20 protein-coding genes are annotated in these 26,945 nt (G+C 68.7%); 13 read left to right on the forward strand and 7 right to left on the reverse strand.

Annotated features, from left to right (window positions below):
- Positions 1-151 precede the first annotated feature (151 nt).
- The 3 genes from ACWEPL_RS10540 to ACWEPL_RS10550 all read left to right on the forward strand — a co-directional run bounded on the left by ACWEPL_RS10540 (position 152) and on the right by ACWEPL_RS10550 (position 4,466).
- The gene (locus ACWEPL_RS10540; protein WP_363973506.1) at positions 152-469 is read left to right on the forward strand and encodes a hypothetical protein; all 318 of its coding nucleotides are present in this window, start codon (positions 152-154) and stop codon (positions 467-469) included.
- 177 nt (positions 470-646) lie between these two features.
- The gene (locus tag ACWEPL_RS10545) at positions 647-898 is read left to right on the forward strand and encodes a hypothetical protein (RefSeq protein WP_452435878.1); all 252 of its coding nucleotides are present in this window, start codon (positions 647-649) and stop codon (positions 896-898) included.
- 349 nt (positions 899-1,247) lie between these two features.
- Positions 1,248-4,466 (forward strand): AAA family ATPase, encoded by a 3,219-nt coding sequence (locus tag ACWEPL_RS10550; RefSeq protein ID WP_452435879.1) that lies wholly within the window; start codon positions 1,248-1,250, stop codon positions 4,464-4,466.
- A gap of 859 nt (positions 4,467-5,325) precedes the next feature.
- On the opposite strand, the gene ACWEPL_RS10555 is transcribed toward ACWEPL_RS10550, so the two are convergent.
- Positions 5,326-5,928 (reverse strand): dihydrofolate reductase family protein, encoded by a 603-nt coding sequence (locus ACWEPL_RS10555; RefSeq protein WP_452435880.1) that lies wholly within the window; start codon positions 5,926-5,928, stop codon positions 5,326-5,328.
- 583 nt (positions 5,929-6,511) lie between these two features.
- On the opposite strand from ACWEPL_RS10555, the gene ACWEPL_RS10560 reads away from it, so the two are divergent.
- The 3 genes from ACWEPL_RS10560 (at position 6,512) to ACWEPL_RS10570 (ending at position 10,089) form a co-directional block, all read left to right on the forward strand.
- On the forward strand, positions 6,512-7,276 hold the full coding sequence (locus ACWEPL_RS10560) for a class I SAM-dependent methyltransferase (RefSeq protein WP_452435881.1): 765 nt from the start codon (positions 6,512-6,514) through the stop codon (positions 7,274-7,276).
- A 498-nt stretch (positions 7,277-7,774) separates the two neighbouring features.
- Positions 7,775-8,548: a TIGR03084 family metal-binding protein gene (locus ACWEPL_RS10565; protein WP_363973488.1), complete on the forward strand. Its 774-nt coding sequence runs from the start codon at positions 7,775-7,777 to the stop codon at positions 8,546-8,548.
- Positions 8,549-8,829: 281 nt separating this feature from the next.
- Positions 8,830-10,089: an SMI1/KNR4 family protein gene (locus ACWEPL_RS10570; protein WP_452435882.1), complete on the forward strand. Its 1,260-nt coding sequence runs from the start codon at positions 8,830-8,832 to the stop codon at positions 10,087-10,089.
- On the opposite strand, the gene ACWEPL_RS10575 is transcribed toward ACWEPL_RS10570, so the two are convergent.
- Both ACWEPL_RS10575 and ACWEPL_RS10580 read right to left on the reverse strand, forming a co-directional pair.
- On the reverse strand, positions 10,073-10,228 hold the full coding sequence (locus tag ACWEPL_RS10575; RefSeq protein ID WP_452435884.1) for a hypothetical protein: 156 nt from the start codon (positions 10,226-10,228) through the stop codon (positions 10,073-10,075). The two genes, ACWEPL_RS10570 and ACWEPL_RS10575, sit on opposite strands and share 17 nt — an antisense overlap.
- A 73-nt stretch (positions 10,229-10,301) precedes the next feature.
- A complete protein-coding gene (locus ACWEPL_RS10580; RefSeq protein ID WP_452435899.1) occupies positions 10,302-11,012 on the reverse strand; it encodes a discoidin domain-containing protein in 711 nt (236 codons plus the stop codon).
- On the opposite strand from ACWEPL_RS10580, the gene ACWEPL_RS10585 reads away from it, so the two are divergent.
- Positions 10,942-11,481 carry a DUF4127 family protein gene (locus tag ACWEPL_RS10585; protein ID WP_452435885.1) on the forward strand — a complete coding sequence of 180 codons (540 nt, stop codon included), beginning with the start codon at positions 10,942-10,944 and terminating at the stop codon, positions 11,479-11,481. The two genes, ACWEPL_RS10580 and ACWEPL_RS10585, sit on opposite strands and share 71 nt — an antisense overlap.
- Positions 11,482-11,630: 149 nt before the next feature.
- Entirely contained in the window at positions 11,631-14,042 is a 2,412-nt protein-coding gene (locus ACWEPL_RS10590) for a pentapeptide repeat-containing protein (RefSeq protein WP_452435886.1), read from the forward strand.
- A gap of 67 nt (positions 14,043-14,109) precedes the next feature.
- On the opposite strand, the gene ACWEPL_RS10595 is transcribed toward ACWEPL_RS10590, so the two are convergent.
- Positions 14,110-14,844: a hypothetical protein gene (locus ACWEPL_RS10595; protein WP_452435887.1), complete on the reverse strand. Its 735-nt coding sequence runs from the start codon at positions 14,842-14,844 to the stop codon at positions 14,110-14,112.
- 330 nt (positions 14,845-15,174) lie between these two features.
- Here ACWEPL_RS10595 and ACWEPL_RS10600 point away from each other — a divergent pair, with 330 nt between their 5' ends.
- The 3 genes from ACWEPL_RS10600 to ACWEPL_RS10610 all read left to right on the forward strand — a co-directional run bounded on the left by ACWEPL_RS10600 (position 15,175) and on the right by ACWEPL_RS10610 (position 19,095).
- On the forward strand, positions 15,175-16,659 hold the full coding sequence (locus tag ACWEPL_RS10600; RefSeq protein ID WP_452435888.1) for an alpha/beta fold hydrolase: 1,485 nt from the start codon (positions 15,175-15,177) through the stop codon (positions 16,657-16,659).
- Between the two features lie 35 nt (positions 16,660-16,694).
- Complete coding sequence (locus ACWEPL_RS10605) at positions 16,695-17,186, forward strand: hypothetical protein (protein WP_452435889.1); 492 nt, start codon at positions 16,695-16,697, stop codon at positions 17,184-17,186.
- Positions 17,187-17,364: 178 nt separating this feature from the next.
- A complete protein-coding gene (locus ACWEPL_RS10610) occupies positions 17,365-19,095 on the forward strand; it encodes a tachylectin-related carbohydrate-binding protein (RefSeq protein ID WP_452435890.1) in 1,731 nt (576 codons plus the stop codon).
- Positions 19,096-19,108: 13 nt separating this feature from the next.
- Here the strand turns inward: ACWEPL_RS10610 and ACWEPL_RS10615 are convergent, their stop codons facing one another.
- Together ACWEPL_RS10615 and ACWEPL_RS10620 are read right to left on the reverse strand one after the other, a co-directional pair.
- Positions 19,109-19,705, reverse strand: a complete 597-nt coding sequence (locus ACWEPL_RS10615) for an HAD family hydrolase (protein WP_452435891.1) — start codon at positions 19,703-19,705, stop codon at positions 19,109-19,111.
- Between the two features lie 89 nt (positions 19,706-19,794).
- Positions 19,795-23,826, reverse strand: coding sequence for a glycosyl hydrolase 115 family protein (locus ACWEPL_RS10620; protein WP_452435892.1), 4,032 nt, complete (start codon positions 23,824-23,826; stop codon positions 19,795-19,797).
- A gap of 202 nt (positions 23,827-24,028) precedes the next feature.
- On the opposite strand from ACWEPL_RS10620, the gene ACWEPL_RS10625 reads away from it, so the two are divergent.
- Positions 24,029-25,021, forward strand: coding sequence for a LacI family DNA-binding transcriptional regulator (locus tag ACWEPL_RS10625; RefSeq protein WP_452435893.1), 993 nt, complete (start codon positions 24,029-24,031; stop codon positions 25,019-25,021).
- Positions 25,022-25,430: 409 nt separating this feature from the next.
- Here the strand turns inward: ACWEPL_RS10625 and ACWEPL_RS10630 are convergent, their stop codons facing one another.
- The gene (locus ACWEPL_RS10630) at positions 25,431-25,640 is read right to left on the reverse strand and encodes a protein kinase family protein (protein ID WP_363973456.1); all 210 of its coding nucleotides are present in this window, start codon (positions 25,638-25,640) and stop codon (positions 25,431-25,433) included.
- Between the two features lie 759 nt (positions 25,641-26,399).
- Between ACWEPL_RS10630 and ACWEPL_RS10635 the strand changes: the two genes are divergently transcribed.
- Positions 26,400-26,804 (forward strand): YybH family protein, encoded by a 405-nt coding sequence (locus ACWEPL_RS10635; protein ID WP_449909601.1) that lies wholly within the window; start codon positions 26,400-26,402, stop codon positions 26,802-26,804.
- Positions 26,805-26,945 lie beyond the last annotated feature (141 nt).

Raw genomic sequence — 26,945 nt, forward strand, 5'->3', positions numbered from 1 at the left:
CGGCGTTCCTCCGCGTCACACCCGGTCGGCACTCCGCATCCGGCCTTGATCGGTACCGCCAGGACGACTACCCTGATCGCGGTTCTGCCGGAAGGCGGGGGCCGAGCTGCTCGACCACACCGCCATGGAGTTTGGGACTGACTGACTGACGATGGGCGCGGAAGAGGATTTCAAGCAGGTCGGCGCCGAGCTGGCCGACCTGGGTGTACGGATCTCCAGGATGATGGGGAGTCCCGCGCTCAAAGATCAGGCGGGGAAGGTGTTCGCGAGCCTGCAGCGCGACGGCGCGATGGTGTTCCGGCTGGTCAGGGACACCCCCGAGCACGCGGCCGCGCTCCAGTTGGCCGGCGCATCCCTGTTCGACCCCTCGGGGCAGGGCAGGGCCATGAAGGACTGGGTCGTCGTGCCCCACTCCTCGGCCGAGACGTGGACGGATCTGGCCGAGGCCGCCCTCAGCCGCCCACGCTGATCAATGGGCCTGTATAACTCCGCTTCTGCCAACATTTCGGGCCCGTAGCAAGCACAGCTGACCGGCGCCTTTGAGATCCTGCTCGGCCGTCCGCTGGCGAGTTCCGACGCCGTCTATGCGACGTTCTTCGGCGGCAACCGCATCAACGAGCTCGGCTTCGCGCAGGACACCGCCTGGATGAACCCGGACGCCCTCAGCGGCGCCGAGCCGGTCGTCTGGGACTGTCCGATCTTCGACCTGGAGGAGCCGCTGCTGGAGTTCGACGCGAGCCGGTCGGTCTTCGAGTCCGACTGGACCGTCTGCTACCCGCGGCTGGTCTCGGACGGCACACTCTTCGACGCGATGCGGGTCGCCACCGCGCTCGGCACGGGCCCCGAAAGCATCCTTCCCCTTGAGGCGGAGGCGGCCGAGGAGTGGCTGATTCTGTAGGTGAGTGTGGGCGCCACATCTCGGCGAGTTTTGACTCCACCTGAAGATCCAACCGGCCAAAAATGTAGATGAGTTTTGACGCCACCTCGGGACGCGGAGGGGGTCCAGGCCTATATCGAAGTCGGCGGCGAGGTGGGCCGCTGCGGTCTCTCGGCCGCGTGCGGCCTTGGCTCGCCACCCTGCTCGCCACGCCCCACCCCGAGTGGTGGCCGGCTGGGGCGCGTGCCTGGTCGGATCGACGTTTGACGGGTTTCTGGGCAGGGTTTGGACCGGTAGGCTTTTGCGCGCTACAACTCCGCGTTCGACGGCTGGTCAGCCGACGATCTGTCATGTTCCCGGGGGGGTCGGCGTGGCCTTGCCAGTCCATCCGGTCCAGCCTGACGACGAGGGGCGGCCGGTCGGTGGCGTTGGTTTGCGCCTGAAGGTCCTCGGCCCGTTACGGGTGTGGCGGGACGGTGTCGAGCTGGATACCGGTCCCCGGCAGCAGGCGTATCTGCTGGCCTTGCTGCTGGCTCGAGTGGGCAGGCCGATCAGCGCGAGCGAGTTGATCGATCTGATCTGGGGCGACGACGTCCCCAGCAGCGCGCTCAACATCATCCAGAAGTACGTCGGCGCGTTGCGGCGGCTCCTCGAACCCGCGATCCCCTCCCGTAGAACCGGCTCATACCTGCACCGCCGCGGCAACACCTACCTGTTCACGGCGCCTTCCGGCATGTTGGACCTGGTCGCCTTCCGGGAGCTCGTCGAGACCGCGAAAGAGGCCCTCGCAGAGCATCGTCACGAAACGGCGCTTGACCGCTACGTCGAAGCGCTCGGGCTGTGGCAGGGCCGTGCGGGCGACGGATTCACGCATGGGCCAACCGCGTTGCCGATCTTCGCGGCCCTCGACGACGAGTTCCACGCCGCGTGCGCTGCGGCGGCCGAACTGGCGATGTCGCTGCGCCGGCCGGTGTCTGTGCTGCCGGCGTTGCGGCTGGCCGCATCGATGGCGCCGTTCCATGAACCGGTGCAGGCCAGCCTTATCGCCATCCTCGGGGCCGCGGGACGCCGTGCGGAGGCACTGTCGGCGTTCCGCACGGTCAGCGACTGCTTTGCCGACGAACTCGGTGTCGAGCCCGGCCCGGCGCTGCAGGCCGCATATCTGCAGGTACTGGCGCAGCCTCCGACGTCGCCGGTCGTGACGGGTGCGGACGTCGGGGGTGACGGCGCGTCGGCGCGAGCGGCGGCCGGGCTGGTCGGCCGGGCCGAGGAGCTCGCCATCCTGCGGCAAGCCGTCGAGATGGCACTCACCGGCCACTCGGCGCTCGCCATCGTCGAAGGCGAACCGGGCGTGGGCAAGACCCGTCTGCTGCAGGAAATCGCCGCCGAGGCGAGCCGGCTCGGCCCGTTCGTGGTCTGGGGTTCCTGCCTGGAAGGTGATGGAACACCGCCGATGTGGCCGTGGGAGCAGGCGCTCCGTCCGATCCTCGACAGCCTGCCGGCGCCGTTGCGGGAGAAATGGCTCGCCAGTGATCTCGGCGGCCTCCTCGAACCGCTAAACGACAGCGCGGCCGCGCCAACGGTTCCTGACAGCGGCGCCCAGTTCCGCCTGCTCGAACAGGTCGCCACCGTAGTCGGGCAGGCCTCGGCGCAACGGCCCACGCTGCTGATCCTCGATGATCTCCAATGGGCTGACACCGCCTCGCTCCAGCTGTTCGGCCATCTCGCGGCCCGGCTACCCGCCGGCACGGTGATCATCGGCGCGCTCCGTGATCGCGTACCCGTACCCGGCTCTGACTTGTCGCGGGTCCTGGCCGCGGCCAGTCGGCTGCCGGATCACCGCAGGATCCGGCTCGGCCCGCTCGGCTTGACCGAGGTGACCGAGCTCATCCGCCGCGAAATCGGCCAGGACCCGGGCGCTGATGTCGCCCGCGGCATCCATACCCGTACGGCCGGCAATCCGTTCTTCGTTCGGGAGCTGTCCCGGCTCCTGAGCGATGACGGCTCGCTGAGCGACGGCGAGGCAGCAGTGCCAGCTGGGGTACCGGCCACCGTACGAGACGTCATCCGCGACCGAATGGACGGTCTCGACGACAGCGCTCGCGACCTGCTGCATGTCGCCGCGCTCATCGGCCGCGACGTGGATCTCGCCCTGCTCGCCGCCGCAGGCGGCGTCGACGTCGCGGACTGCCTCGAACGCCTCGAACCGCTGCAGGCGCTCGGTCTGCTGGAAACCAAGCCGGAAAGCCCGCACTCGCTACGGTTCGCGCACGACCTGGTCCGCGAGTCGGTCACCGAGACCACGACGCGGCAGCAGACCATTCACCTGCATCTGCTGGTCGCCGACGCCCTCGAACGCACCCATGCGGACGACGAGTCTGTCGCCGAACGCCTCGCCTACCACCTCTGGGCCGCCGGCCCGCTCGCCGACCCGGCTCGCACCGCGCAGGCACTGGCCCGTGCTGGGCGCCGTGCGGCGACCAAGCTCGCGTTCGCGGACGCCGCTCGGCACCTGGAATCGGCCGCCCAGATCGCGCGCACGGCCGGCCTGCGGGACCTGGAGCTGTCGGTGCTGTCACTGCTCACCCTTGTTGCCAGCAGGCACGGGGGATACGGCGGTTCGGCGTTCGACCTGCTGGAGCGGGCCGAGTACCTGGCCCGCATGCTCGGCCGTGAGAGGGAGGCCGTCCACTTTCTGTTCGTTCGGCTCGTCGGGGCCTACACCTCGATCGAGAAGGACCGTGGGAGGTGGGCTCACCGAGTGTACGAGCGAGGACAGGCGTCCGCCGACCCGACCATCCAGGCGTACGGTCGGGATGCCTGGGGCCTGTACCAGTGGGACATCGGCAATATCGGCGAGGCTTACCGCTTCTTCAGCGCGCAAGGCCACACCAGCCGGCACCATGGTGCCGGCGACCTCGGACCATGGAGGGTGCCGAATGAACGGATCGGTTGGCTGGCCGTGATCACCGCGCTGCACGGCGATGTCGAGACGGCACGGTCCGCGATCGACAAGGCGTACCTAGCCGACGAAGACCTGTTTGCGATGTCGGTCTGGGCCTACTACCACACCATGGCGGCCTCGATGGCCGGTGACGCGCGATGGGTGATGTGGGCGGCCGAGCGGTGGATCGCGGCCGGCGCCGACCGCTCCGGCGTCGCGCACGAGCACTACATCTGGCTGGACTGGCACTGGGCCTGTGCACTCACCGGCGACGACCCGGTCGGCAAGGCGGCAGAGGCCGAACAACTCCTGGCCGCGACCCTCCTCGACCCGCCGCGATGGGGCATCGCCTACCACTACGGACTGATCGCCGAGATGTGGCTGGCCGCCGACATGCCCGACGCGGCCGCAACCGCCCTCGACCGAGCCGACCAGGCCCTCACGACCTACGGCCAACGTTTCGCCGAAGGGTTCCTGCTGTTGCTGCGCGCGCGCCTGCTGCACGCCCGCGGCGAACCCGTCGACGTCGTGCGAGCCGCCGCCGAAGCAGCCCGCGCCCGATCGGACGAACGCGGGGCCTACCTCTTCGCGCGCCGCTCCGAGCGATTCCTGGCCGAAATCGACCAGGAATCGCCGAACATTTGATCGCGCGCTGGACGGTGGGCTGAGCCTCTGATGTTCGGGCGTGTCGAGATCGACAATGAGCGAGGTCTCCGGTAGGTGGTTGACCAAGAAAAACCGGAGACCACCGGAGACATCGTGACCACCATGGCGGTGACGAGGCGGCACGACCTGACCGACGCACAGCGACACCGAGGGCAATGAGTTCTGCGTCCTCGCCCCATCCTGCCACGGAGCCTTGACGACACTTTGACACGCCATGTGCCATGGCCTCGGGCGGGTTGGGCTGCGGCGTCTCGGTCGCGGTGAGAGCTTGCGTGCAGAGGGCGAGATCAACTGGCTGATGTCGGTCGACTCCACCTCCGCGACCAGTCCGAACACCTCGCCCAGGCCTCCGAGAGGCTGCCCCTCGACCTGCACGCGGATGAGCTCGCCTCGCCCACCCAGCAAACCGGCTGGAGACTTGGGCCGATCGCCGGCTGCACCACCCCCGTTCTGCCCCTGCTCGCCCAGGCCCGCGCCGTCCTGGCCGCGGCCGTCGCCGCCGACCGAGCGGCCGGAGCCACCTGGGAGGAGATCGCCGCCATCCTGGATGTCAGCTCTGACACCGCCGCCCGCCGCTACCGCACCTGACAGCGGGCCGACCACACGGCTCAGTCGAAAAGAAACGAGTCGCCAGGAGCGATTTCGGGCTGAGACCCAGTCCGCGGCCAGCAGCCCACGCGCGAGAGAGAAACGCCACTTGCATGGGTTACCGGAAGGTGAGCAGAATCAAAATCGCTACGTGCCGAAATCGATGGTTAACTCTTCGCATATAGCACAAGCGATCCGTAAGAGCTCGTCGGGAATGGCGGCTCGCCGTAACCATAGGGGGTCCAGGTCGTCACGTTGCATACTGCGGGCGTCCGGTGGGCCGGTAGACCTGGAGCGTTATGCCCTTCGGGAAAGCGCGCGAGTCGACCAGGTCGAGCGCGACGTCCGGGCCGGAGTCGGGGAACAGCCGCGTGCCCTGCCCGACGACCACCGGGACGATGAGCAGATTCATCTCATCGACAAGGTCGTTCTCCAGCAGCCAGCGGACCAGTCTGCCGCTGCCGTGCACCTGCAGCTCACCCCCCGGCTTGTCCTTCAGCTCTGCGATGGCGGCCGCGACGTCTCCGGACAGGACGGTCGTGTCCGCCCATCGCGGTTCGGTGAGCGTGGTCGATGCCACATATTTGGGCCGCGTGTTCAAGGCATCCGCGATGGGGCCGCTGCCCAGATCCATCGTCCCCCAGTAGCCGGCAAAAAACTCATACGTCCACCGGCCGAACAGGAACGCGTCGGCACGCTGGTAGATCTGGTTGACGAGCGTTCCGGCCTGGTCGTCAAAGTGCCCCATAGCCCACCCGTCGCGCTTGAATCCGGCCATGCGCTCCTCCTTCGACGGGCCGTTTCCCTGCATCACCCCGTCGACGGAGACTTGCGTGGTGGTCGTCAGTTTCATGATCGTGGGTCTCTTTTCGCTGGTCTGGTCGACGGCCGGTTCGACCGGCCCACCGAACTGATTTCACGGCTTGTAACGCTGGTAGCGCTCTCGGCTACCGGACATCAGGCGACTTCGTGACCTGGACCGGCTGTTCGACTCGCCTCGACCGCGTTGCGCTTCAGGTCCTCCCACACGCTGCCGCCTGGCACGGCTTCAACCTCGCCGCCCCCGGGGTGCGGTGGGAGGTAGAGATAGTCGACCCTGCCGCCTCCTGGTCACGTCCGCCGTCGACCGTTATCTCGACCGGACCGGGCGTCAGGACCGGCGACGAAGCCGTCTAGGAGAACCGAGTCAGCCGCGATGATTTAGTTCATGACCTTCACCTTGTGCTACGAGTTCGCTGGCGAACAGATGCATATGTCACCCGGCGAACAGTGAATTCCGCCAGTGGTGTCCTGGATCGAGTGGACACCGACTGCGGATTCCTATGCCTCTGGTGAAGGGGCGCCGGGATCAGCGGCGCACTTCGCCGCGCCCGCTTGGCGCCGTAACCCGAAAAAGCAGTGGCCGCGCGGGCTCGGGGCCACATACGTTCGCCGCCATGATTGACGCAAATTTCGGGCATCCGCGCCTCGCCGCCATCTACGACCCACTCGATCCGGACCGCAGCGATCTCGACGCGTATCTCGCGATGGCGGAGGAGTTCGGCGCGCGGTCCGTGCTGGACATCGGGTGCGGTACGGGCGTGTTCGCGCTGTTGCTGGCCGAGCGCGGGATTACGGTCACCGGGATCGATCCCGCGCGGGCGTCCGTCGACGTCGCGCGGGGCAAGCCGGGCGCGGAGCGGGTGCGCTGGCTCGACGGCGACGCGGGGGACCTGCCGCCCATGCAGATCGACCTGGTGACGATGACCGGGAACGTCGCCCAGGCGATCGCCGATCCGCAGGCATGGCGTACGACGCTGCGCGGCGCGTACGAGGCGCTGCGGCCCGGCGGGCGGCTTGTCTTCGAGACGCGCGATCCGGCGCAGCGCGTGTGGGAGGAGTGGGCGGAGTGGACCCGCGAGACCACGTACCGCATGACGGACATCCCGGGCGTCGGGCACGTCGAGACCTGGGCCGAGCTGACGGACGTGAGCCTGCCGCTGGTGAGTTTCCGGGGTACGCACGTGTTCGCTGCGGACGGGGACGTACTGACCTCGGAATCGACACTTCGCTTCCGCGAACGTGCGGAGATCGAGCGGGATTTGCACGAGCACGGCTTCGTCGTCGAGGACGTACGCGACGCACCCGACCGACCGGGCAGGGAGTTCGTGTTCGTGGCGCGGCGCGATACCGCGGAGCCCGTCCCTCCCGGAATGCTCTAGGGAGCGGCGAGATCAACTCGCTTGCCAGCTGAAGCGCCAAGTCACACTGACGGCTGGTCGTTCGCTGCGGTCACCGGAGGGAAGCGGGCTGACCGCCGAACGCCAGGAGTTTCGCGAAGGGTTACGGCTCCAGGCCGCGGAGCGGTTCGCTCGGGGTGAGGCGAGTGTGCTGATCGCCAAGGACCTGCGGTCAGCGTCCGGTCGATGCAGCGGTGGCGGCGGACATGGAACGAGGGCGGTCCGCGGTCGCAGGGGCCGGCGTCGCTGCCGAGGCTCAGCCAGAAGCAGTTCACGCAGCTGGAGGCGGACCTGGCCACGGGCCCGGCTGGGAGGACCAACGATGGACGCTCGCCCGGATCAGGACGTTGATCAGCCGGTCTGGTCTACACGATAGTTCGGCTCGCCTAGATCAACCTCAGATAGCCTGACCACGCTAGATCAACTTTACCCATCCGAACGGGACAAACCCGTTGCCGTCAATGTCTGAAGGTGACACCGATGTTGAACTACGGCCTTGATATGTCCGGCATTGAGCTCGACGTTGCTCTGCCCGACTTGGTGGCTGAAGGGGATGAGCTCGACGCCCTGGTATCAGCGCAGGCCGACTGGTCGACGCCTACTCCGGCAGCGGGGTGGACGATCGCCCACCAGATCGCTCATCTTGCTTCAGCTGATGCGAACGTTCTCATCGCTATTCGGACCCCGGAGGCGTTCGACGCTGTGCTGAAGCAGGCGGAGGCCGCGGGCAGCCAATACGCTGATCTCGACGCCGCCGCGGGAGCGGCCAAACCGCGATCGGCGCTGCTGGAGCAATGGCGCGCCGGTCGAACCGAGGTGGCGGCGGCGCTACGTGACGTTCCGCTGGACCATGGGTTTCCGTGGTACGGCTCGCAGTTGACCACAGCGCTCATGGTGCCGCTTCGACTGATGGAAACGTGGGCTCACGGGCAGGACGTTTTCGATGCGCTGGGTGTTTCACACCGTCCGACGGGTCGGCTCCGGCATGTGGCCTCGTTGGGAGTGGTGGGGCGAGAGCTGTCGTTCTACGCTGCCCAATTGCCTGTTCCGGCAGAGCCGTTCCGTGTCGAGCTGACCGGTCCCGACGGCCAAAGCTGGGCATGGGGCCCGGAAGATGCCGCGCAACGGGTTCAGGGCAGTGCCCTCGACTTCTGCCTTCGAGTCACCCACCGCAGGTCCCGAGCCCAGACCGACCTCACGGCGGTCGGCGATGATGCGCAGACGTGGCTTGACATCGCTCGCGTTTTCCTCTGACGCCGGGCGCGGCCCCGGCCGGTGCCGCCCCGTCGTAGACCGGGCGGCGGCACTGCGTGGTGCGCATCTCGCACGACGCCGAGACGACCTGCCACGCCGGCTTTCGCAAGGCGATCGCGGGCGCATCACCGACGCCCCTGACGACGCCTCCAGACCGCCGCGCTCGAACAGCTCCGTGACTGCCAGCGAGCGCACCGGCATCGGCCTCATCCTGAATTGCCTCTGTGGCTCCCCATGCACAGGGACGTACCTGTGCCAGGGCGGTGCTAGGTTGCGGTGGCATGGCGACATCCTCCCGGCAGAAGCCGCCGTCCCTTTATGTGATCGATGAGGACTTCGTTCCGCCCGATCGGGGTGACGAGCAGGAAGGGCCTGAGTATGCGGTTCCCGCTGGTGATCCGGACGAGGCCGTACGGCTCTTCCACCACTACCGGCGGCTGATGGCGCAGATCCTCGGATACGAGGAGGAACTCCCCGAGCCCGCGAGCGAGGAGGACCTCGCCGCGGTGGAGGAGAAGCTCGGCGTTGTCCTGCCTCCAGACCTCCGCGCGCTGTACGGCATCGCCGACGGCGACGGTGACCTCGTCAACCCGCTGTTCGACCGGCACGAGTGGCTCCCTCTTTCCGAGATCGGCGAACAGGATGACGAGTGGCTCGACATCGCGCAGGAATGGCAGTACGAACCCTGGCGCCGGACAGTGTTCGATACCGAACCCCCGAATACCGTCCGCAGGTCGCCGCTGCGTCCGGGCTGGATCCGGTTCGCGTTCGACACCGGCGGCAACTGGCTCGCCGTGGACCTGGATCCCGGGCCGAACGGTCGTCCAGGACAGGTCATCAAGGTCGGAGTCGACTACACGAACGAGCCGACGTACGTCACCGACTCGGTGACCACGTTCCTGCGCCGTCTGGTGGAAGCGCTGGAACGCGGTGACTACCGCCATCACGACAGGAGCCTGTGGATCGACGCGGACCTGCCGGATCTGCCCGGCGAACACTCCACGTACAGCGACAGGCGGCCCTCCCTCGCGCAGGCCATGCAGGCCGGTCCACATGTGCAGGAGGTCCGGGTGGTCGACGTGGAGGATTGCGCGTTCCTCGCCGCGGTGCCCGACGTGTGTTCGCTGGCGCTGTCGAGCAGGGGTTCGCCCGACCTGACCCCACTTGGTGGCCGTCCGGTGGAGTATCTGGAGCTCGATGTGAAGTCGCCCGACCTGACGGCGCCGGCCCGAAACCGGGAGCTGCGTTCGCTGTCGGTCACCTGCGCGCGGCCCGTCGAACTGGCTCCGCTCCGTACGGTGCCGAACCTGTGGGCGCTGGACATCGCGGCGGCATCCGTCGCCGACATCGCCACGGTGACCGAGCTGAAGGGACTGCGGTACCTGGAGGTGACCCAGGACCAATGGCGGGAGCTGTCGGAACTCGATGCCCTGCCGCCGCTGGCCGTCGTCGGTATCCACCCCCGCCGCCCCGAACGCGAGTGGCCGCTCTCAACAGACTGGGTCACCGTTCATGACGAGCCGCCTACGCCGACAGCCTGATCGGTGCCTGGGTGAGGGGCTCTCCCAGGGCCGCTGAGCAGGTGAGAGCGTCGTTGTTGCAGCGGGTCGGCCCGTGGTCGGCGACGGCGGCGTAGGTGTCCACGAGCTCCTTGATGGCGGCGGCGACGTCCGCCGTCAAGGAGCAACGGGCCATGATGGCCGTGCGCGGTCATAGCCGGGGGAATCCTCGGCCGTCCACGCGGCTGGTCCGGCTAGGTGGTGCGCACCTCCACCTCGTCGGTGAAGGACCAGGCGCTGCCGGCCGGCTCGACGGTGATCCGGACGTAGCGGGCGGTGGTGTTCAGCCCGAGGAGACGGTACGTGCGGGCCTGGTCGGCGTCCCCGGCCGCGGGGGCGGCCACGGAACCGGCCGCCGTGTATGACGATCCGTTGGCCGACACCTCGTAGGTCACCTTCTTCGGCAAGAAGATGTAGACACTCTTGGTCTGCAGCCAGTCGCTGCGCAGCTCCTTGATCGTCTTCTGCGCGCCGAGGTCCACGGTGATCGAGTAGGTGGCGCCGGTGTTGCGGCCCTGCCAGGCGGCGTCGCCGTACGACGCCGTGCCGTACGCGCCGTCGGTCAGCTCGCCGCCGCCGTCGGGATAGGACGGGGAGGCGGCGAGCGACACCGTGTACGGCCGGCCCGCCGCGAGGTTGACCGGGTTGCTCGGCGCGGCCGGGGTCGTGGCGGAGGCCGAGCCGCTCGCGGCCGACTGGTTGCCGGCCGCGTCGAAGGCCCGCAGCGTGTAGGTGTAGGCCGTGGACGGGTCGAGCCCCGCGTCGGTGAAGGTGGTGGCCGTGCCGTACAACGTCTTGACCGGCGTGCCGTTCCTGGTGATCCGGTATCCGGCGATGCCCACGGCATCGGTCGCGGCGCTCCACGAGAGCGTGACGGTCAGCGGATCGGTGGCGGTGGCGGTCAGCCCGGAGGGCGCGGTCGCGGCGACGGTTCGCGCGGTCCGCGAGTCCGTCGTCCCGGTCGCGCTGGCGGACGTCCGTCACACCAACGGCGGCGACCCGGACCTGATCGCGGCGCTGCAGGCGGAAGGCCTCGTGGACGGCCTGGTGGCCTACGGCGGCTGGAACACCGCGGGCAACACGATCGGCTCGGTGGTCGCCGCGGCCGTGGCGACCGTCGTCGGGGACAGGGAGCACACCCTCGACCGCACGGCCGCCCGCCGCCTCCTGCTGCACCGCCTCACCGAGGACTACGGCTACCAGGCCGTCGTCCGCGCCACCGGCCCCGACGCCGCCGCGGCCCGCGAGCGGCTCCAGCCGATCCTGCACGGGTTCGACCCGGACTGGACGATCGAAGACGTCACGTTCCCCTGGAACCGATCCTTCGAGATCGACTTCACGCTGGTACGGCGGGGCGCCCCGCACGATCGCTGAGAGTGTGAAGCCGTGCCCTCCTCAACCGGCTCATTTCAGAGATCCCCTCAGAGATCGCTGACGATCAAGTAAGCTCACCCGAATTCGGGGGCTTGATCAGTCGAATTCGTCGTGCCTGTTGGAGGACGATGGTGAACGGGGAAACGAACATGAGCCCGGAGGTGCGGCGGCTCGGATCGCCTGGCCTGGTCAGACAGTCGGACGTGCGGGCCGCGCTGACCATGCTGGCCGCAGGTCCGGCCGGGCTCGTGATCAACGGGGGCGCGGGGGCGGGCAAGAGCGCCCTGGCTCGCCAGGTGCTCGGGCGGCTTCAGGCCGATGGCTGGGGAGCGGCCGCCGTGGTGGGCAGATGGGCTCCGCAAACGCTGTTCCGAGGTGTCACAGAGGCCTTCTTAGGTTGGGGCGAGGAGCTCTCCGCGGAACAAGCGCGCATCATAGGGACCCTCGGCCTGGCTCCGTCGGACGACGCCATGTTGGACACGACCTGCCAACTCCTGAAGAGCTTCCCCCTTGTCCTGCTCTTCGACGACCTGGGCCAGAACCTCGGTGACACGGGCTACCTGGATCCCGGCTTCGGCGAGGTCTTCGACCGACTGTGCCAGGCCGCCGACCGGGGCCGGGTGCTGGTGACCAGCCGGACGCCGCTACCGCCGTCGACCGCGGGCGACCGGCTCGGTGTCCTGCGGCTCGACCCCTTGGACCTCACCGCGGGAACCGAGCTGGCAGCCGGACTGCCCTTCCTGGCCACAGTGGATCCGGCCACCCGCGAGCGAGTGGTCCGCACGACCGCGGCGCATCCACGGTCCCTGCAACTGGTCGACGCCTGGCTGTCCGCGAACCCCGAGAGTGCGGGGGCGCGGCTCGCGGCCGTGATTCAGGGGACCGCACCGCTCGACCTCATCATGGCCGAGCTGACAGGGCAACAGCGAGAGACCCTGCTCCAGGCCGCGATCTCCACCTTCCCCGTCACCGCGTACGACCTGGCCGTCGCCTGCGACACCAGCAAGCCCGACCGGAGGGAGCGCCCGAAGCCCAAGCGGGCGGCGCTCAACAGCGTGCAGGCCACCGCGGCCCGGCTCGCCGAGCTCGGGCTGCTCAACGTGTGGGAGGGGTGGGACGGGGACACCGTCTACTTCGCCGACCGCTGGATCGCGGAGATGCTGGCGCAGCACCAGGGCCCGGCGATCGCCGACCGTCACGAACGCGCCATGAACATGCACTACAGCCGGACACACGGCGACGGCACGTTCGACGACTACGTCGGGGTCTGCCGGCACCTGGTGGCGGTCGACGGGATGGGTGACCTGACACACTTCGTCCTCGCCGTCATCGAGAGCCTGGAGCCAGACTTCGAGTACGCGGGGATGGCGCTCCTGGGAGAGATCGCGCCGTACGTGTCGGCGGCCAACGGCCACCACCGTCCCATCCGTGACAACCTGGTCGCCATGTTGATCCGGCACAACTTCCCGCGCGCCGCGCGAGAGGTGGCCGAACGGTCGCTGTCCGCCGTCAAGGAGTGGGCCGTCACCCACCCGCAGCGCGACGAGGCCAGGTTCTGCCTCGGCGCCGCGCACGACACCTGCGGCCAGGCCCGGTTCGCCGACGGCCGGTTGGGGGAGGCCGAGGCCGTGCTCACGGTCGCCGTGGACATCTACCACGAGCTCGCGGCCGAGCACCCGACCTTCATGGAAGCAGACCAGCGGCTCGCCAACTCGTTGCAGCACCTCGGCGAGGTCTATCGCGCGCTGGACCTGCCGGAGCACAAGGACAAGGAATACGAGATCTGGGCCGAGTGCTCTGCGATCCGTACCCGGCTCTTCCAGGCGAATACGAGCCCGGAAACGGCCATGGAGGCCGGCCTGGCCTTCCGGCGCCTCGCCGACCTGGCCAAGGGCAACGGCGATCGGGACAACGCGCTGAAACTGCTGAGCACCCGCCTCGCGATGACGGAGGCGATGGCGGACATGTATCCGTACGATGAGGAGCTCGCCGCGGAACTCGCCGGCGCGAGGGAGGACGTCGCCGCGCTCGACGCCCACACCACCGACGGTCCTGAGCGGCTGGGGCGTCCCGACGGGGAGTCCGGCGTGGCGACGGTTGTCGGGATCCTGAGGCAGGGGCCGTTCGCCTTCAATCAGTGGCGCGCCGACAACCCGGAGGAGGAACTCGACCTTTCCGGCGCCGATCTGCGCGGATTGGACCTCGACAAGATGGTCTTCGCCGGTGCCAACCTCGCCGGCGCGGATCTGTCGCGAGCCTCCGCACGCGGCGCCATCTTCTCCGGTGCCGACCTGACCGGCGCCAATCTGGCCGGCGCCGACCTCACCAGGGCGGGGTTCGGCTTCAGCGAGATGGTCAACGCGACCATCGCCTTCACTCGGCTGGGCAGTGCGATGATCCAGCCGGCGACCTTGACCGATGCGGTATTCACCGGTGCGGTCCTCGACCACACTTCGTTCCGTGAGTGTGACCTGGACGGCGTCGACCTGCGGGGATGCGACCTGAGCACGCTGGATCTCAAGCGCTCCGGCCTGGACGGCGCGATCACCGGCATGCCGTAGCACCGCCTGGTCACGGCGGGATCGCCGCGGTGGTCTCGCTGGTGCCGCGGCGGGACGGTGGCGGCCTTCACGCGTCGTCGAAGTCGGCTTCGAGCTGGTAGGCGACGTGCCCGCCGAGGTCCTGGTCGGGATGGTTGTAGCGCAGCGTGGTGGCGATGCCGGCGTGCCGGGCGGCGACCTGCACCTTGTCGGGTGCGATGCCCAGGGCGAAGGCGTGGGTGATGTAGGTGGAGCGCAGCATGTGCGGATACAGTTGCGCGGCGCGCTCGGCAGGGATGCCGGGCTCGCGCACGCCGTGGCGCAGCCGTCCGTTCAGCGCGTCGTCCTTGTAGGCCTGCAGATGGTCCTCGGTGACGGCCAGCAATCCGGCCGGGCGTTGCTGGGCGTCCAGCGTGTTCAGCCAGGCCAGGAACCCGGACAGGGCGGCCAGGTAGGTGCGGCGGGTCTCGGCGGTCTTCAGGCTCTGCAGCCAGGTCGCCGCCGTGTGCCACGCGACCGGGCCGAGAGCGTCGATACGGTCGACGTCGTGCCCGGCCACCTCGCCGCGATCGCCGCGGTGGCGGCGCGGCGGCAGCCCGGCGATCTCGCCTACGCTGCGCACCAGCGCTCCCGGCGGCGGCGCGACGTCCTGGTCGTGTACGCGCATGGCGGGCGCGGGCAGGCCGGGTTCCGCCGTGGCGTGGCAGGTGGGGCCGTGCGCGGCGTCGCCGGGCCGGAGGATCGCCGAGGGCCGCAGCGGTTCGGCGGGGTCGGGGCGGCCGCGGGCGGGGTGGTGTTCGCCGGCGGCGTCGTTCGGGGTCATGGCATGTTCACCGTGGGATGGTCCGTGGCGGACGTCGGCGGGCGGTCGCGCAGGTTCACGTCACTGCCGATGATCACGGCGTCCGAACTGCAGCAATGCCTCACGACCGCCGCCCTACCTGGAGCATCTGGTGATCCTATATTGACCTCTCCCGGCCATTCTAATAACAGAGCACGCGCTCCAAAATGATGTACCCTGTGGGTTGTCCATTCTGACCAGAGCCATTACCGGAAGCAATGAAGCCGCGGCAGGACAACAGCGATCTGGGACAGGAATTCCATGCGAAAAGGGTTAGTCAGCGCTCTCTTGGCGGGTGTGATGCTCGCTACCGTGACCACCACGGCCGCCTCGGCCAAACCGGACCCCCAGCCGGCCGCCCCCGCCCCGGTCAGCTGGGCGGCGTGCGGCGACCATGGCGGCGAGTGCGCCACGATCAAGGTGCCGGTCGACTACGCGAACCCCTCGGGCCCGACCCTTGACCTGGCGATCGGCCGGCTCAAGGCGCTCAATCCGGCCAAGCGGATCGGCGTGCTGATCGTGCACCCCGGCGGGCCCGACGCCTCCGGGATCAACCCGTTCATCCTCCGCAACGCCATCCCCGCCGAGAGCGCGCTGCGCCAGTACTTCGACCTGGTCAGCGTGGACCCGCGGGGCGTCGCCCGGAGCAACCCGATCCAGTGCGACCGGGACCTGGTGGAGCAGATGCCGGTCACCTACCCGGCCGACGAGAGCGAGTACGAGGCCTGGCTGGCCTACAACGCGAAGCTGTCGCAGAACTGCCGCGAGCGCACCGGCCCGGTGTTCGACCACGTGGACACCACGAGCGCCGCCCGTGACGTGGACGCCATCCGCGCCGCGCTGGGCGAGCGGCAGATCAGCTTCTTCGCCATCTCGTACGGCACCCAGGTCGGCCAGCAGTACGCGGAGCTGTTCCCGCGCAACCTGCGGGCCATGGCGATCGACTCGAACATGGACCACAGCATCACCTCCGCCTTCCGCTACCTGCAGACGACCACCGAGGACTTCGAGGGCTCGTTCAAGGCGTTCGTCACGTGGTGCGGCGAGACGCAGGCCTGCCCGCTCAACGGCGAGAACGTCACGGCGATCTGGGACGGGCTGCACCGCAAGGCGGCCGAGGGGACGCTGAAGGACCCCTCCACCGGTGAGCCGATCACGGCCGAGCAGCTGCGCATGTTCCTGTTCGACGGCATGTACGACCCGGCGGGCAACTGGTTCGAGGTCGCGACGACCCTGAAGGCCCTCGATGCCGGCAAGCCCGCCACGCTCCGCGCCTTCGCCACGCCGAAGGCGGAGACCGTCAGCTACGCCTACCCGGCCATCTGGTGCTCCGACTGGAAGTGGCAGATCAGCAGCTTCAGGGAGCTCGACCAGTACCGCAAGGCGCTCGAGGCGCTCTACCCGCACACCAAGCTCTCACCGTTCTGGTCGGACGTCGTCTACTGTCTGGGATGGCAGGGCAAGGTCACCAACCCTCAGCACCGGCTGGACATTTCGGGAGCCCCGCCGGTCCTGCTGCCCAAGGCCCGCCGCGACGTCGGCACCCCGGCGGCCTGGAACTACGCCGCGGCCGCGCAGATCCCCAACGTGAGGATCCTCGAGTACGACGGCGTGGGCCACGGCCAGTACCGCAACAGCACCTGCGCCCGCAACCACATCGAGACGTACCTGACGAGCCTGAAGCTGCCGCCGAACGGCACGCACTGCGCTCCCGAGTACCCCTCGCAACCGCCCACCTCCGTGCGCCGCCCCCAAGAGGAGCCACCGCTCTCGGTGACCGGCCGGCCCCTGCACTGAACTGGCCAACTTTGACGTCGAATCAGGAGTTTTGAATGTTTCGCAAATCCCTGTCGGTCGTGCTTGCGACGGCCTCCGTCATGGCTCTGCAGGCGCTCGCGTCAGCACCGGCGAACGCGAGTGCGTACGGCTGCACCGGCTCGCTGGTGCGCAGCTGGCCCCTGCCGCTGAAAGACGCGATAACCAAAAAGACCTACTACCGGAGTGACATCAAGCTCTACTACAACGCGAGAACCGGCTGGAACTGCGCCGTCCTCGCCAAGCGTCCCGGCCTCCCTCGGTACGGCGTGCGCACCCCGATGGACATCTACATGGAGAACGACCTCATGGCCGACGACTACGTGAAGAACGTGAAAGGCAAGAGGGACTCCGATGGCGGGAGCTTCAAGTACTACGCGGGTCCGGTGAAGGTCTACGGCAAGAACCTCTGCGTGACCATCAAGGCCCAACACGATGACGCCGAGGACAACGGCGGCAAGCCCACGTACAACGGCCGTCTCTGGCTCCTCAGGGTGGCTTGCCACTGAACCACCGATCCGGCGTGCTTCCTGTACGCGCCCGCAGGAAGCACACCGGCACAAGACGGCGCCTCGCGATGAGGCCCGCGGGCGCGGTCGGCGGCAGCCTGGCCGCGGGGACATCCGTGAGATCATTTCCTACGATCAGCCCGGCGGCGTCGAGGCGTGAGATCGAAAGGTTGCGGACATGCTGCGTACACATCTGGCCGTTCTGGCCGCGGCAATCGTCGGAGCTTCCCTGCTGTCCACGCTCAACCCGCGACCTGCCGTAGCCGCCTCCGCCCTGACCTGCTCGGCGGTCGTGCCGGTGTACGGCATCGATGGCGGGGGAAAACTGCGCTGGTACGGCCACCGCGCCGGCGCCTCCGGCGAGGATTCCTGGGTCGCTGACAGCGGCAAGGAGATCGGCTACGGCTGGAACACGCTGGCCAGGGTGTTCTCCGGCGGCAACGGCGTGATCTATGCGGTCGACGGCGACGGGGACCTGAAATGGTACCGTCACCTGGATCCGGCGACCGGTGAGCGCGGCTGGGCTCCCGGCGAGCGCACGGTCATCGGCCACGGCTGGGGCGACTTCGTCGACATCGTGTCGGCCGGTTCCGGGGTCATCTACGCACTCGACAAAGCAGGCGACCTGCACTGGTACCGCCATCTTTCGCCGACAACCGGCGAGGCCCAGTGGGCAGCGGGGAGCGGCAAGGTCATCCGTTCGGGCTGGACAGCGATCACCACCCTGATGACCGGGCGCGACGGCATCCTGTACGGCGTGAACACCAAGGGACACGTCCGCTGGTACGACCACACCGATCCGGTCGCAGGCGGCACCACCTTCGGCCCGGGCACGGGACTGGTGACCGGCGAGGGCTGGAAGGATTACCGCAGTCCGTCCGGCGCCGGAGCGGGAGTCGTCTACGCGCTCGACGCGTCCGGCCGGATGTGGTGGCAGCATCATGCCGACCCCCTCGCCGGGGCACCGGTCTGGCAGGACCGCCGCCCCTTGAAAGAAGGATTTACCTCCTTCACCACCCTGTTCGCCGACGCCACCGCCTGCTCGCCGGGGCAGTCCTTCACCGGTTACTCCCCCGGCGGATCCGGCCAGAGCCTCTACTACAGCCAAGGCCGGGTCGGCGCTGTCCTGACCGAAGGCGCCCGAACCGCCGTCACCTACGGCCAGCAGCGCAAGTTCGCCGAGGCAACGACCGAAGCGACCGTCTCGACCCGAGCCTGGGTCCGCCTGCTGCCCGGCCCGTGGTCACCCTCTGCGCCATGGGCGGCCTCATGGCCGGCGGCCAACATCGCCAGGACCGACGAGGATCTGCTGGACATCGCCACGCAGTACCTCGCGGATGCCCCCGCCAAGGTCCGTGACGGCCTGCGCTACGCGGGCGACGCCCACTACGGCCCCTTACTCCCGGACGGCACCCGGGAAGAGGGCTCGGACTTCAACGACTACCTCGGCCTCGCCTGGACCTACGACGACAGGATCGACCCCCCGGAAGCCCGCCAGTTGGAATCGCTGGACTGTTCCGGTTTCGTCAGAATGGTCCTTGGCTACCGCGGCGGATACCCCCTGGGCATCGGCGACACGCTGAGCAAGTCCGCACTCCCCCGCCGAGCCGTACAAATGGCCGATGAGAACGCCCCGGGGGTCACTGTGGTCGACGGTGGAACGGCCAAACCCACGTCCTACGCGGAGCTGCAGACGGGCGACCTGCTGTTCTGGGACGCCAGCACGGACGACGGCACAGCCCTCGACCATGTCGGCATTTATCTGGGGATCGACTCCACCGGCAAACACCGGTTCATCTCCAGCCGCAAAACGGTCGACGGGCCTACCCTGGGCGACGAAGGCGGCCCCTCGACCCTCGACAGCGCCACGCTCTACGACCACTCATGGCGCAAGGCCAAGCGCGCCTGACCGCTGCGGTCTGTTACGAAGTCGCAGCTCGGCCGAGGGCCGGCCGTACGTCGATGACCCGCATGCCCGCAGCCAGCGCCGCAGCCGCTCCCTCATCGGTGTCCTCAAAAGCCACGCAGTGCGCCGGGTCGACCTCCAGCCGCTCGGCGGCGAGCACGTACACATCCGGAGCGGGCTTGCCGTACCGGACATCGTCGCGGGTGACGACCGCGTCGAACAGCGGACGCAGGCCCGTGGCCCGCAGCCCCTCCTCCACTCCGCGCCGCGAGCCGCCCGACGCCACCGCCAACGGCACCCGCCCGTGGTGCGCCCGGGCCACAGCCGCCACCGGCTCGTGCGGCTCCACCACGCCGACGAGCCGGCTGTAGGCGTCGAGCGCGGCAGCGCGCACGGCGGCGTGGTCGAACTCCCGTCCGGTCTCCGCCGTCAGCTCGGTCATCAGGGCATCAGCGGGCAGTCCGGTGCGGGCGCGATACCACCCGGAGTCGAGCTCGATGCCCCACTTCCCCAGCGCCGTTCTCCAGGCGCTCTCGTTGGCGGCGGCCGTGTCGAGGAGGGTGCCGTCACAGTCGAAGATCAGAGCGGCGTACGGTGGATCCGGGTTGAGCATGGGCACACCTGCGAGTCGGGGGACACAATGGCTGCTCCAGCTTAGAGGGGCCAACGTGATGAGATGAGGCGCCGCTCGGTGTCAGAGCGTCATGAAGCGCTCGCTCTCCGGTCGCTGGGGGTCTGGAAGCCGGTGAGGCCGGGCGTGTCGTCCGTGGTCAAGACGATCTGGTTGAGCACCAGCCCGGCCTCGCGAGGCGCCAGCGAGATCGTGTGCTCACCCGGCCCGAGCGCCAACGCGGCCGCGGCGACGCTCGTGCTGCCGTACCAGGTCTCGAACCCGGTCTCCGGCCCGGACTTGTTCGACTGGTATCTCCACCGCCCATCGATAAGCACGTGGTAGGAGTCGGCGTCGGCGTTCGGGTTGCTCGTGTTGACGAACAGGTAGTACGTGCCACCGGTCCGGATGTCGACGGTGAAGTCGAGCCGCGGTGGTGCTCCCGCCGCGGAGCTCCCGTTGACCTTCTGCGTCGGGCCCGCCCCGAACAACGCCTCGGCCTGGGCCGCCGTGGTCGCCAGCCACTGCGCCTTCGCGCCGGCGTCGGCCGGCGGGACGGCCTGGAGACCGTTGCGGGCCAGTGCCCAGCCGTGCGTCCCGTTGTTGCTGTCGACCGCGTTGGCGAAAGCACTCTTCTCCAACGCGTCGGCCGCGTCGAAGACGACCGAACCGTCCCGCTCCAGATAGGCGCCGACCGGCGCCCCCGCAGCCCTGCCCACCGTGACAGGCACCACCCACGCCTCACCACGACCGGCGGTGACGGAGACCTCGGCCGTCCCGACCCGGTGTCCGGTGACCCGCACCTGACCGTTCTGCACCGCGACCGACACGGCGGTCTCGTTGTCGGAGGCCGCGGACACCACATCCCGCACGCCCTCGACCGTGCTCGTCTCGCCTGCCGACGTCCGGATCGCGGGCAGCCGGCGCAGCTCCGGCATCGTGTCAGGACGAGGCGCCACGATGGCCCTCTGGGGTGCGGCGATGTTGTTCGGGCTCTCGGGCGGGCCGACGAGGCCGTCACCGACCGAGCCGGCGCGGGTCTCGATGATGATCCGGTCGAAGAGGATCGCCGCGTCCGAGCGGTAGACCACGAGGTCGTGCCACCCCGGCGTGGTCACCTCGACGGTGAAGTTCAGGGGTTCGATTCCATGCATGACGTTGAATCCCCAGGTGCTGGTGCTCGTACCGGCGACGGAGTTGCCGCGCAGCAGGCTGGGGGCCTGGTCGTCGAGTCCGATCGCCGTGCGCGCGGTTCGCGGCGTGCCGCCGTCCTCTGTGCCTTCGTTCAGCGTCGGAATCCGGTAGAAGGTCCCGGTGAACCTCCCGGTGGAGGTGAAGTAGACCCGGTATCTCAGGCGGGCGGTCGTCTCGAAGCCGGAGTCGACCCGGGCCGCGATCTCCGGGAAGCTGCCCATGGACGCCCCGCGCTGCCCCACGCCCTCAAGGGGGGCCCACCGGCTCCCGTCGGCGCCGCGCACGTTCTCGGAGAAGTGCTCGGCCTCGATGGCCACGTATCCGTTGGCCTCCAGGTGCGCCGGCTCGGCGACCCGGCGCAGATCCACGGCTGCCCGCTCCGCGTCGACCGTGAACGTCGCGACCGGGTCGCCGGTCTTGGCGCCGTCGACGGCGTTGAAGACTTTGATCGTCCCCGTCGTGGCCGGGTGGTTCCTGGCGACCGTCACCGTGACGCGTTGCTCTGTCGCGGTCGTGCCCGAGCGCCGGGAAAGGGCGATCCACGGAGCGTCCGCCTCGGCGACCCACTCCTGCGGGTCGGCTACGTCGTCCCGGGAGAACACGTCGAAGAACCGCTTGTCGTCGGGCGCGGCCGAGTTGAACCTGAGCGTGCCCCGGCCAGGCTCCCTGCTCCCCTCGGCGGCGGCGCCCACCGCATCGGTCGGTGTGGCCACCCGGGCATACCGGTCGTTGGTGAGCATGACGGCGCCCTCGTTCGGGAAGCCTTCGGGATGGCTGTGGCCGATGGCGTGGTCCCACTTGCCGCCGCTGATCGTGTTCCAGTAGTCCTCGTCGGTGAAGATGCGCTCACGGGCCTGCTTCGAGAGCAGTTCGTAGCTTCCCGCGCTGGCGTAGCGGCCTTGGGCGGCAGCGAGCTGGTTCTTCCAGTAGTAGCCGATCTGCTCTGCCATGTTGTGATAGGACCGGATCCGGTGGAGCACCTGTTGATAGAACGCGGAGCGATAGCGCGGGTCGAGCTTCGCGGAAGCATCCTCGAGAATCGCCACCAGCTTGCCGGACTCGTTGATGTAGCGCTGGAGCTCGTCCCCGTCCGAGGTGGCGCTGAACGGGAAGACCTGACCGTTGTGGATCCTTCCCGAGCTCGCGTTGGACGAGTTGATCTCCCCCCAGAACTCGGCGCGCTTGGTGTTCTCGAGCGCATCGAACCTTTCCAGCGCGTCGGCGACCACGGCGGCGTTGGCGCCCCTCAGCCGGAAGTCCCGCTGCACGTGCTCGGTGAGGAACCTGCTTGCGATGTTCGTGTCGTCATAGCCCTTGACGTCCCACGCGAGCTTGGCGAACAGGTCGAGCTTGATCTCGCCGGGCTTGATGTCCCCGACGTTGAGGATCCAGTAGCGCCCCGCACCGGAACTCCACGCCCGACGCAACTGCTGCACCATCAAGGACATCGGCGTCGAGTTCAGCCACAGGTAGCTCTTCGGCTCGCCCCAGTAGGAGATGTGGTAGTAGACGCCGTTCCCGCCGGAACGGGCGGCTTCGGTACGGGTGGGCACCTGGCGCAGATAGCCCTGGTTGTCCTCGGCCCACATCAGGGTCACGTCGCCGGGGATGTGGTCCTTCAGCCCGGCGTTGTAGAGATCGTTCATCTCCTTGTAGGGGATGAACACCTGCGGCACGGCGTCGACGCTGCCGTAGACCGCGGCGATCAGCTTGCGCTGCTCGCGGATGACGTCGGCCAGCATCTCGATCTTGTCCTTGAACCCGTACGGGTTGCCGGGCGTGAACACCGGATCGCTGTCGTGCACACCGCGGATGCCCAGGGCGAGGATGTTCTCGAAGGCGGCGTTGGCGACCACCCGCTGGCGCCAGTACTCCAGGATCGCGGGCTTGTTGATCGAATAGTCGAAGGCCGCCACGGCGTCCGGGCCCTTGATGTCGAGCGCGTCCTTGTTGCGGGCGTACCACTGCCGCCACTCGCCCTCGTTGTTGCGCAGCATCAGCTCCGCGTGGGAGGAGGATGCGACCACGCCGAACGCTGCCGCCTCGCGGGCGTTGACCGGGGTCCCCTGGTCGTACGTCCCGGTGTCGGTGACCGCGTTGAACGCCCTCGAAGCCAGATGCATCGCCGGCCAGAGCGTGTTCAGCCCGAGCCGCAGCATCAGCTCATAGACGTGCCGGTAGTAGTTGACGTCAGGCGTGCCGTTGGCGGTGGGGAACTTCTTCTTCGCCCACGCGACGGTGCGTTCTTCGTCGTTGACGAAGATTCCGCGGTACTTGACGTCCGGCCCGTCGTCGGCCCGGGCCTTGCCTGAGACCTTGATGTCATCGCGCTTTTTGACCGGTACGTCGCTGTACCAGTACCACGGCGAGACGCCGATCTCCTCGGAGATCGAGTAGATCCCGTAGATCGTCCCGCGGGCATCGCTGCCCGCGATCACCAGTGCGTTGTCGACCCCGGGGACCGGGTTCTTGATGGTCTTGGTCGCGTACGCCTCCCACCTGCCCTTGATCCCCGCGGCCTCCTCGAACTTGCCGGCTCCGACGATCCCGTCGATCAGCCGGCTCTGACCGATCTGGCCGACGATGATCGCGGTCTTCTGACCCGCGGCCCCGGTCAGCAGAGCCGGGAGCTTGCTCCGGTCGGCCTTCGCCAGCCGCGCCTCCTTGGCCGGCTCATCGTCGGCGAACAGGCTCTGCACCTCACCGGGATCGATCGCCCCGGTCACCATCGCGACGTCCTGGCGCAGGTCCTGAACCGCGCGGCGCACCTGCTTGTAGTCCCGATCGGCGTGATCGCCGCCATAGGACGGGTCGATCAGGATCGGAGCGGTCGTACGGCCGTTGAAGATGGTGAAGTCGGTCGATGCCGCCTGCGCCGGTGTCACCCCGACCGACGTCAGCGACGCGGCCAGCAGAGCGCCGGCCGTCACAGCCGCGTACCACCGCCTGGCCCGACCCGAGATATCGCGCTCGTCGTGCTGCACACCTCGACCTCTTTGCCCGGGCTGCGACACTCCGCGCTCCTCTCGTCCGAGACGTCATCGAGTGGCCGGCATGATCGCAACGTAGGTACCTTGCGACAAGTTCTGCAAGGTGTTGCCAAAATTTCCACTCTCGTGGCTAGATGCGTTCGTGGAGCCCACCATCTTCGACGTCGCGCAAGCTGCGGGCGTGGCCGCGTCGACGGTCTCCCGGGCGTTCAACAAGCCCGGCCGGGTCAACGAAGCGACGCGACAGCGGATAGTCGCCGCCGCCGCGCAGCTCGGCTACCAGCACAGACCGCAGAACCGCACTCTTCCGGGACTACGCCACCGCACCATCGCCATGGTGCTCTCCGACATCACCAATCCCCACTTCTTCGAGCTGATCCGGGGCGCGGAGCAGCGCGCGAAGGCGTCCGACGTCACTCTGGTGATCGTCAACGCCGAGGAGTCCCGGCGCATCGAGGAGAACCAGATCCGCGACCTGTCCGCCGGCGTGGACGGGTTCGTGCTGGCCTCCAGCCGACTCGACGACGAGGTCCTGCGCGACCTCGCCAAACTGCACCGGATCGTCCTGTTCAACCGGGAGCTGCCCGGGTTGACCAGCGTGACGTTCGACACCGGCGCCGGCTGCCGGCAGATCCTGGAACACCTGGCCTCGCTCGGGCACCAGACCCTCACCTACTGCGCCGGGCCACCCAGCTCCTGGATAGGCGCGGCGCGCTGGGCGGCACTGAGCGCCGGGGCCGAAACGCACGGTCTGACGGCACACCGGATCGGTCCGTACGCCCCCAACGTCGCCGGCGGCGGGGCCGCCGCCGACGGAGCACTGCGCACCGGCGCGACGGCGGTCGTGGCCCACAACGACCTCCTGGCGATCGGCATCATCCGACGCCTCGCCCAGCGCGGTGTTCGAGTCCCTGCCGACATCAGCGTGATCGGGTTCGACGACATCTTCGCCGCCGACTTCGTCCACCCCTCGTTGACCACCCTGGCCGGGCCCGGCTCGCACGCCGGTCGGCTCGCGGTGGAGCCTTTGATCGAGCAGTTCGCCGCACGATCACAACGCGAGGGCGAGGCGATCCGCCTGCCTACCGAACTGGTGCTTCGCGAGTCATCCGGCCCAGCGAAACACCGCACCTGAGCGTCGGAGGCTTGTTGTCAGGCGAACCCCATGTGGCCTTTTGCTGCCTGGCCGGCCATGGACACCGACGTCGCTGACGTGGAGGCCGACGAGGGCGCGGTTCACGGCCCATCCGCGGGCTCGGCGCAGGGTCGCGGCGTCCGGGGTCGGTTGGTAAGTGCCGTAGAAGCGGTTGGCGGTGCCGTCCGCGGTGAGGACGTTGGCCGGATGCAGGTCGCCGTGGAGCCATGGCGCCGAGCCTGCCCAGTCGGGAGCGGCGGCGGCGTCTTCCAGACCGCGCGGACGGCGTCCGGGTCTGGGATGAGCCCCATCTCAGTGGCCTCGGCGAGCTGCTGGGCGACCCACTCGGAGGAGCCGGCCATCGGCCCTCCGCGCCCCCGCCGACGGTGTCCACCCCTTCCGGGGCGGGTTAGTGAAGAGCGGTCAGGAAGGCGGCCAGGGCGTCGCCCGTCTCCGCACCGCGTGTGACGGGGGCGCGGTCGGCGGGCTCGCCCGGCACCCAGGTGTGCTCCTTGCGCAGCTGATCGTCCGCGTCCTGTGTCGCCCAGGGCAACCTGACGGCGAGGTCGTCGCCGAGCCGCCACAGCTGGTTGTCCCAGCCACGCGCGCCGAGCCTCACCGGGTAATCGGCAAGGTCAGGGTGCTGTCACGCAGCAGCTCCCCGGTGACCTCGATCTCGGTATGCGTCATGCGGACCAGCGGTAGCCGAGTGGCAGCCGACCCAATTCCGCCCGCTGGACGATCATAAGGACGCGGGCGTCTGGACTTTGTTCACACGGTGTCAGACCAGGAGACCCCAGGGTTGCGGGCGTTTCCCAGGCTGTCAGATGCCGGTTTTTTCCTCCTGCGCGAACCGGTTGATCAGGTCGGCGAGAGCTTACCGGTCCTGCTCGGGTAGGTGCCGTAGGAGGGCGATCATCGGCTCGAGCACCTCCGACGCGTGGCTGCGGGACATGCGGGTCGCCCTCGCCTACGACGACGTGGACCCAGTGAGCGAACCCCCGCCGTACAGGGTGTGCATTGTGTACCCGTATGGCGCCCAGCGACAGGGACCTGGCCGCCCCGGACGCGGCCGCACCCGAGACGGCAATCAGACAGCCGCCGGCGTAGCGAGCTGGGCATCCGTGAGGCGCGCGAGCAGCTCGCCGACGCGGCCGCTACCTGGCTGAGATCACCTACCTGACCAAGCACCGCACCCGCATCGCCGCGGTGATGCCCGCCGACGTGGCCCACTCCCGAAGCCGCGCTGGCTACCGTCCTGTCCGCGCCTACCTCGCGACGTCCAGACCTGCCCCGCGAACGCCTGTACAAGGCCTTCGTGGGCCATTGCCTTTTCCAGCGACCAGGGAAAGGCAGGCTGTGATATGATCATTTTGTCATGAATAGTCATGACACATCCCAGCCTTGCGTGGTGCTCTCCGGCGACGCCGACAGCCCCGCCGCCCGCTTCGTCACTGCGATGAACTCTGGCGATCCCCAGGCTCTCGACCACGTCTACGAGGACGACGCCGTCCTCGTCCCGGTCCCCGGCCACCCCGTCACCGGCCCCGCCCGGCTCGCCGCCAACCGGCACCTGCAGAGCTTCGGGCTCCCGATCGAGGCCCGCCCGAAGCACGTGTACGTGTCCGGCGACATCGCCCTGCTCATCGTCGACTGGTCGATGCGCGGCACCGCGCGGGACGGCACCGAGATCGACATGAGCGGCACCGCCACCGACGTCGTCCGCCGCGGCCCGGACGGGCAATGGCGCTACGTCATCGACAACCCCCACGGCACCGCCTGACCAGGGTCAAAGCCGCGACAGCTCAGCCGCGCGCCCCTGTTCCGGCGAGGGCTCCGGAGGGGTCCGCCTGAACACCGCGGCGACGGCCCGCGCCCCGAGCAGCACCAGGGCGAGCCCCAACGCCAGCGCCGCCCCCGCGAT

The organism is Nonomuraea sp. NPDC004186 (genome assembly GCF_053603495.1).

Bases quoted from the DNA above. Each gene is read 5' to 3' on its own strand.
- ACWEPL_RS10635 (WP_449909601.1), top strand. From the start codon at position 26,400: ATGAATAGTCATGACACATCCCAGCCTTGCGTGGTGCTCTCCGGCGAC.
- ACWEPL_RS10565 (WP_363973488.1), top strand. From the start codon at position 7,775: ATGTTGAACTACGGCCTTGATATGTCCGGCATTGAGCTCGACGTTGCT.
- ACWEPL_RS10555 (WP_452435880.1), bottom strand. From the start codon at position 5,928: ATGAAACTGACGACCACCACGCAAGTCTCCGTCGACGGGGTGATGCAG.
- ACWEPL_RS10590 (WP_452435886.1), top strand. From the start codon at position 11,631: ATGAGCCCGGAGGTGCGGCGGCTCGGATCGCCTGGCCTGGTCAGACAG.
- ACWEPL_RS10540 (WP_363973506.1), top strand. From the start codon at position 152: ATGGGCGCGGAAGAGGATTTCAAGCAGGTCGGCGCCGAGCTGGCCGAC.
- ACWEPL_RS10570 (WP_452435882.1), top strand. From the start codon at position 8,830: ATGGCGACATCCTCCCGGCAGAAGCCGCCGTCCCTTTATGTGATCGAT.
- ACWEPL_RS10610 (WP_452435890.1), top strand. From the start codon at position 17,365: ATGCTGCGTACACATCTGGCCGTTCTGGCCGCGGCAATCGTCGGAGCT.
- ACWEPL_RS10560 (WP_452435881.1), top strand. From the start codon at position 6,512: ATGATTGACGCAAATTTCGGGCATCCGCGCCTCGCCGCCATCTACGAC.
- ACWEPL_RS10615 (WP_452435891.1), bottom strand. From the start codon at position 19,705: ATGCTCAACCCGGATCCACCGTACGCCGCTCTGATCTTCGACTGTGAC.
- ACWEPL_RS10545 (WP_452435878.1), top strand. From the start codon at position 647: ATGAACCCGGACGCCCTCAGCGGCGCCGAGCCGGTCGTCTGGGACTGT.
- ACWEPL_RS10595 (WP_452435887.1), bottom strand. From the start codon at position 14,844: ATGACCCCGAACGACGCCGCCGGCGAACACCACCCCGCCCGCGGCCGC.
- ACWEPL_RS10585 (WP_452435885.1), top strand. From the start codon at position 10,942: ATGCCCACGGCATCGGTCGCGGCGCTCCACGAGAGCGTGACGGTCAGC.
- ACWEPL_RS10605 (WP_452435889.1), top strand. From the start codon at position 16,695: ATGTTTCGCAAATCCCTGTCGGTCGTGCTTGCGACGGCCTCCGTCATG.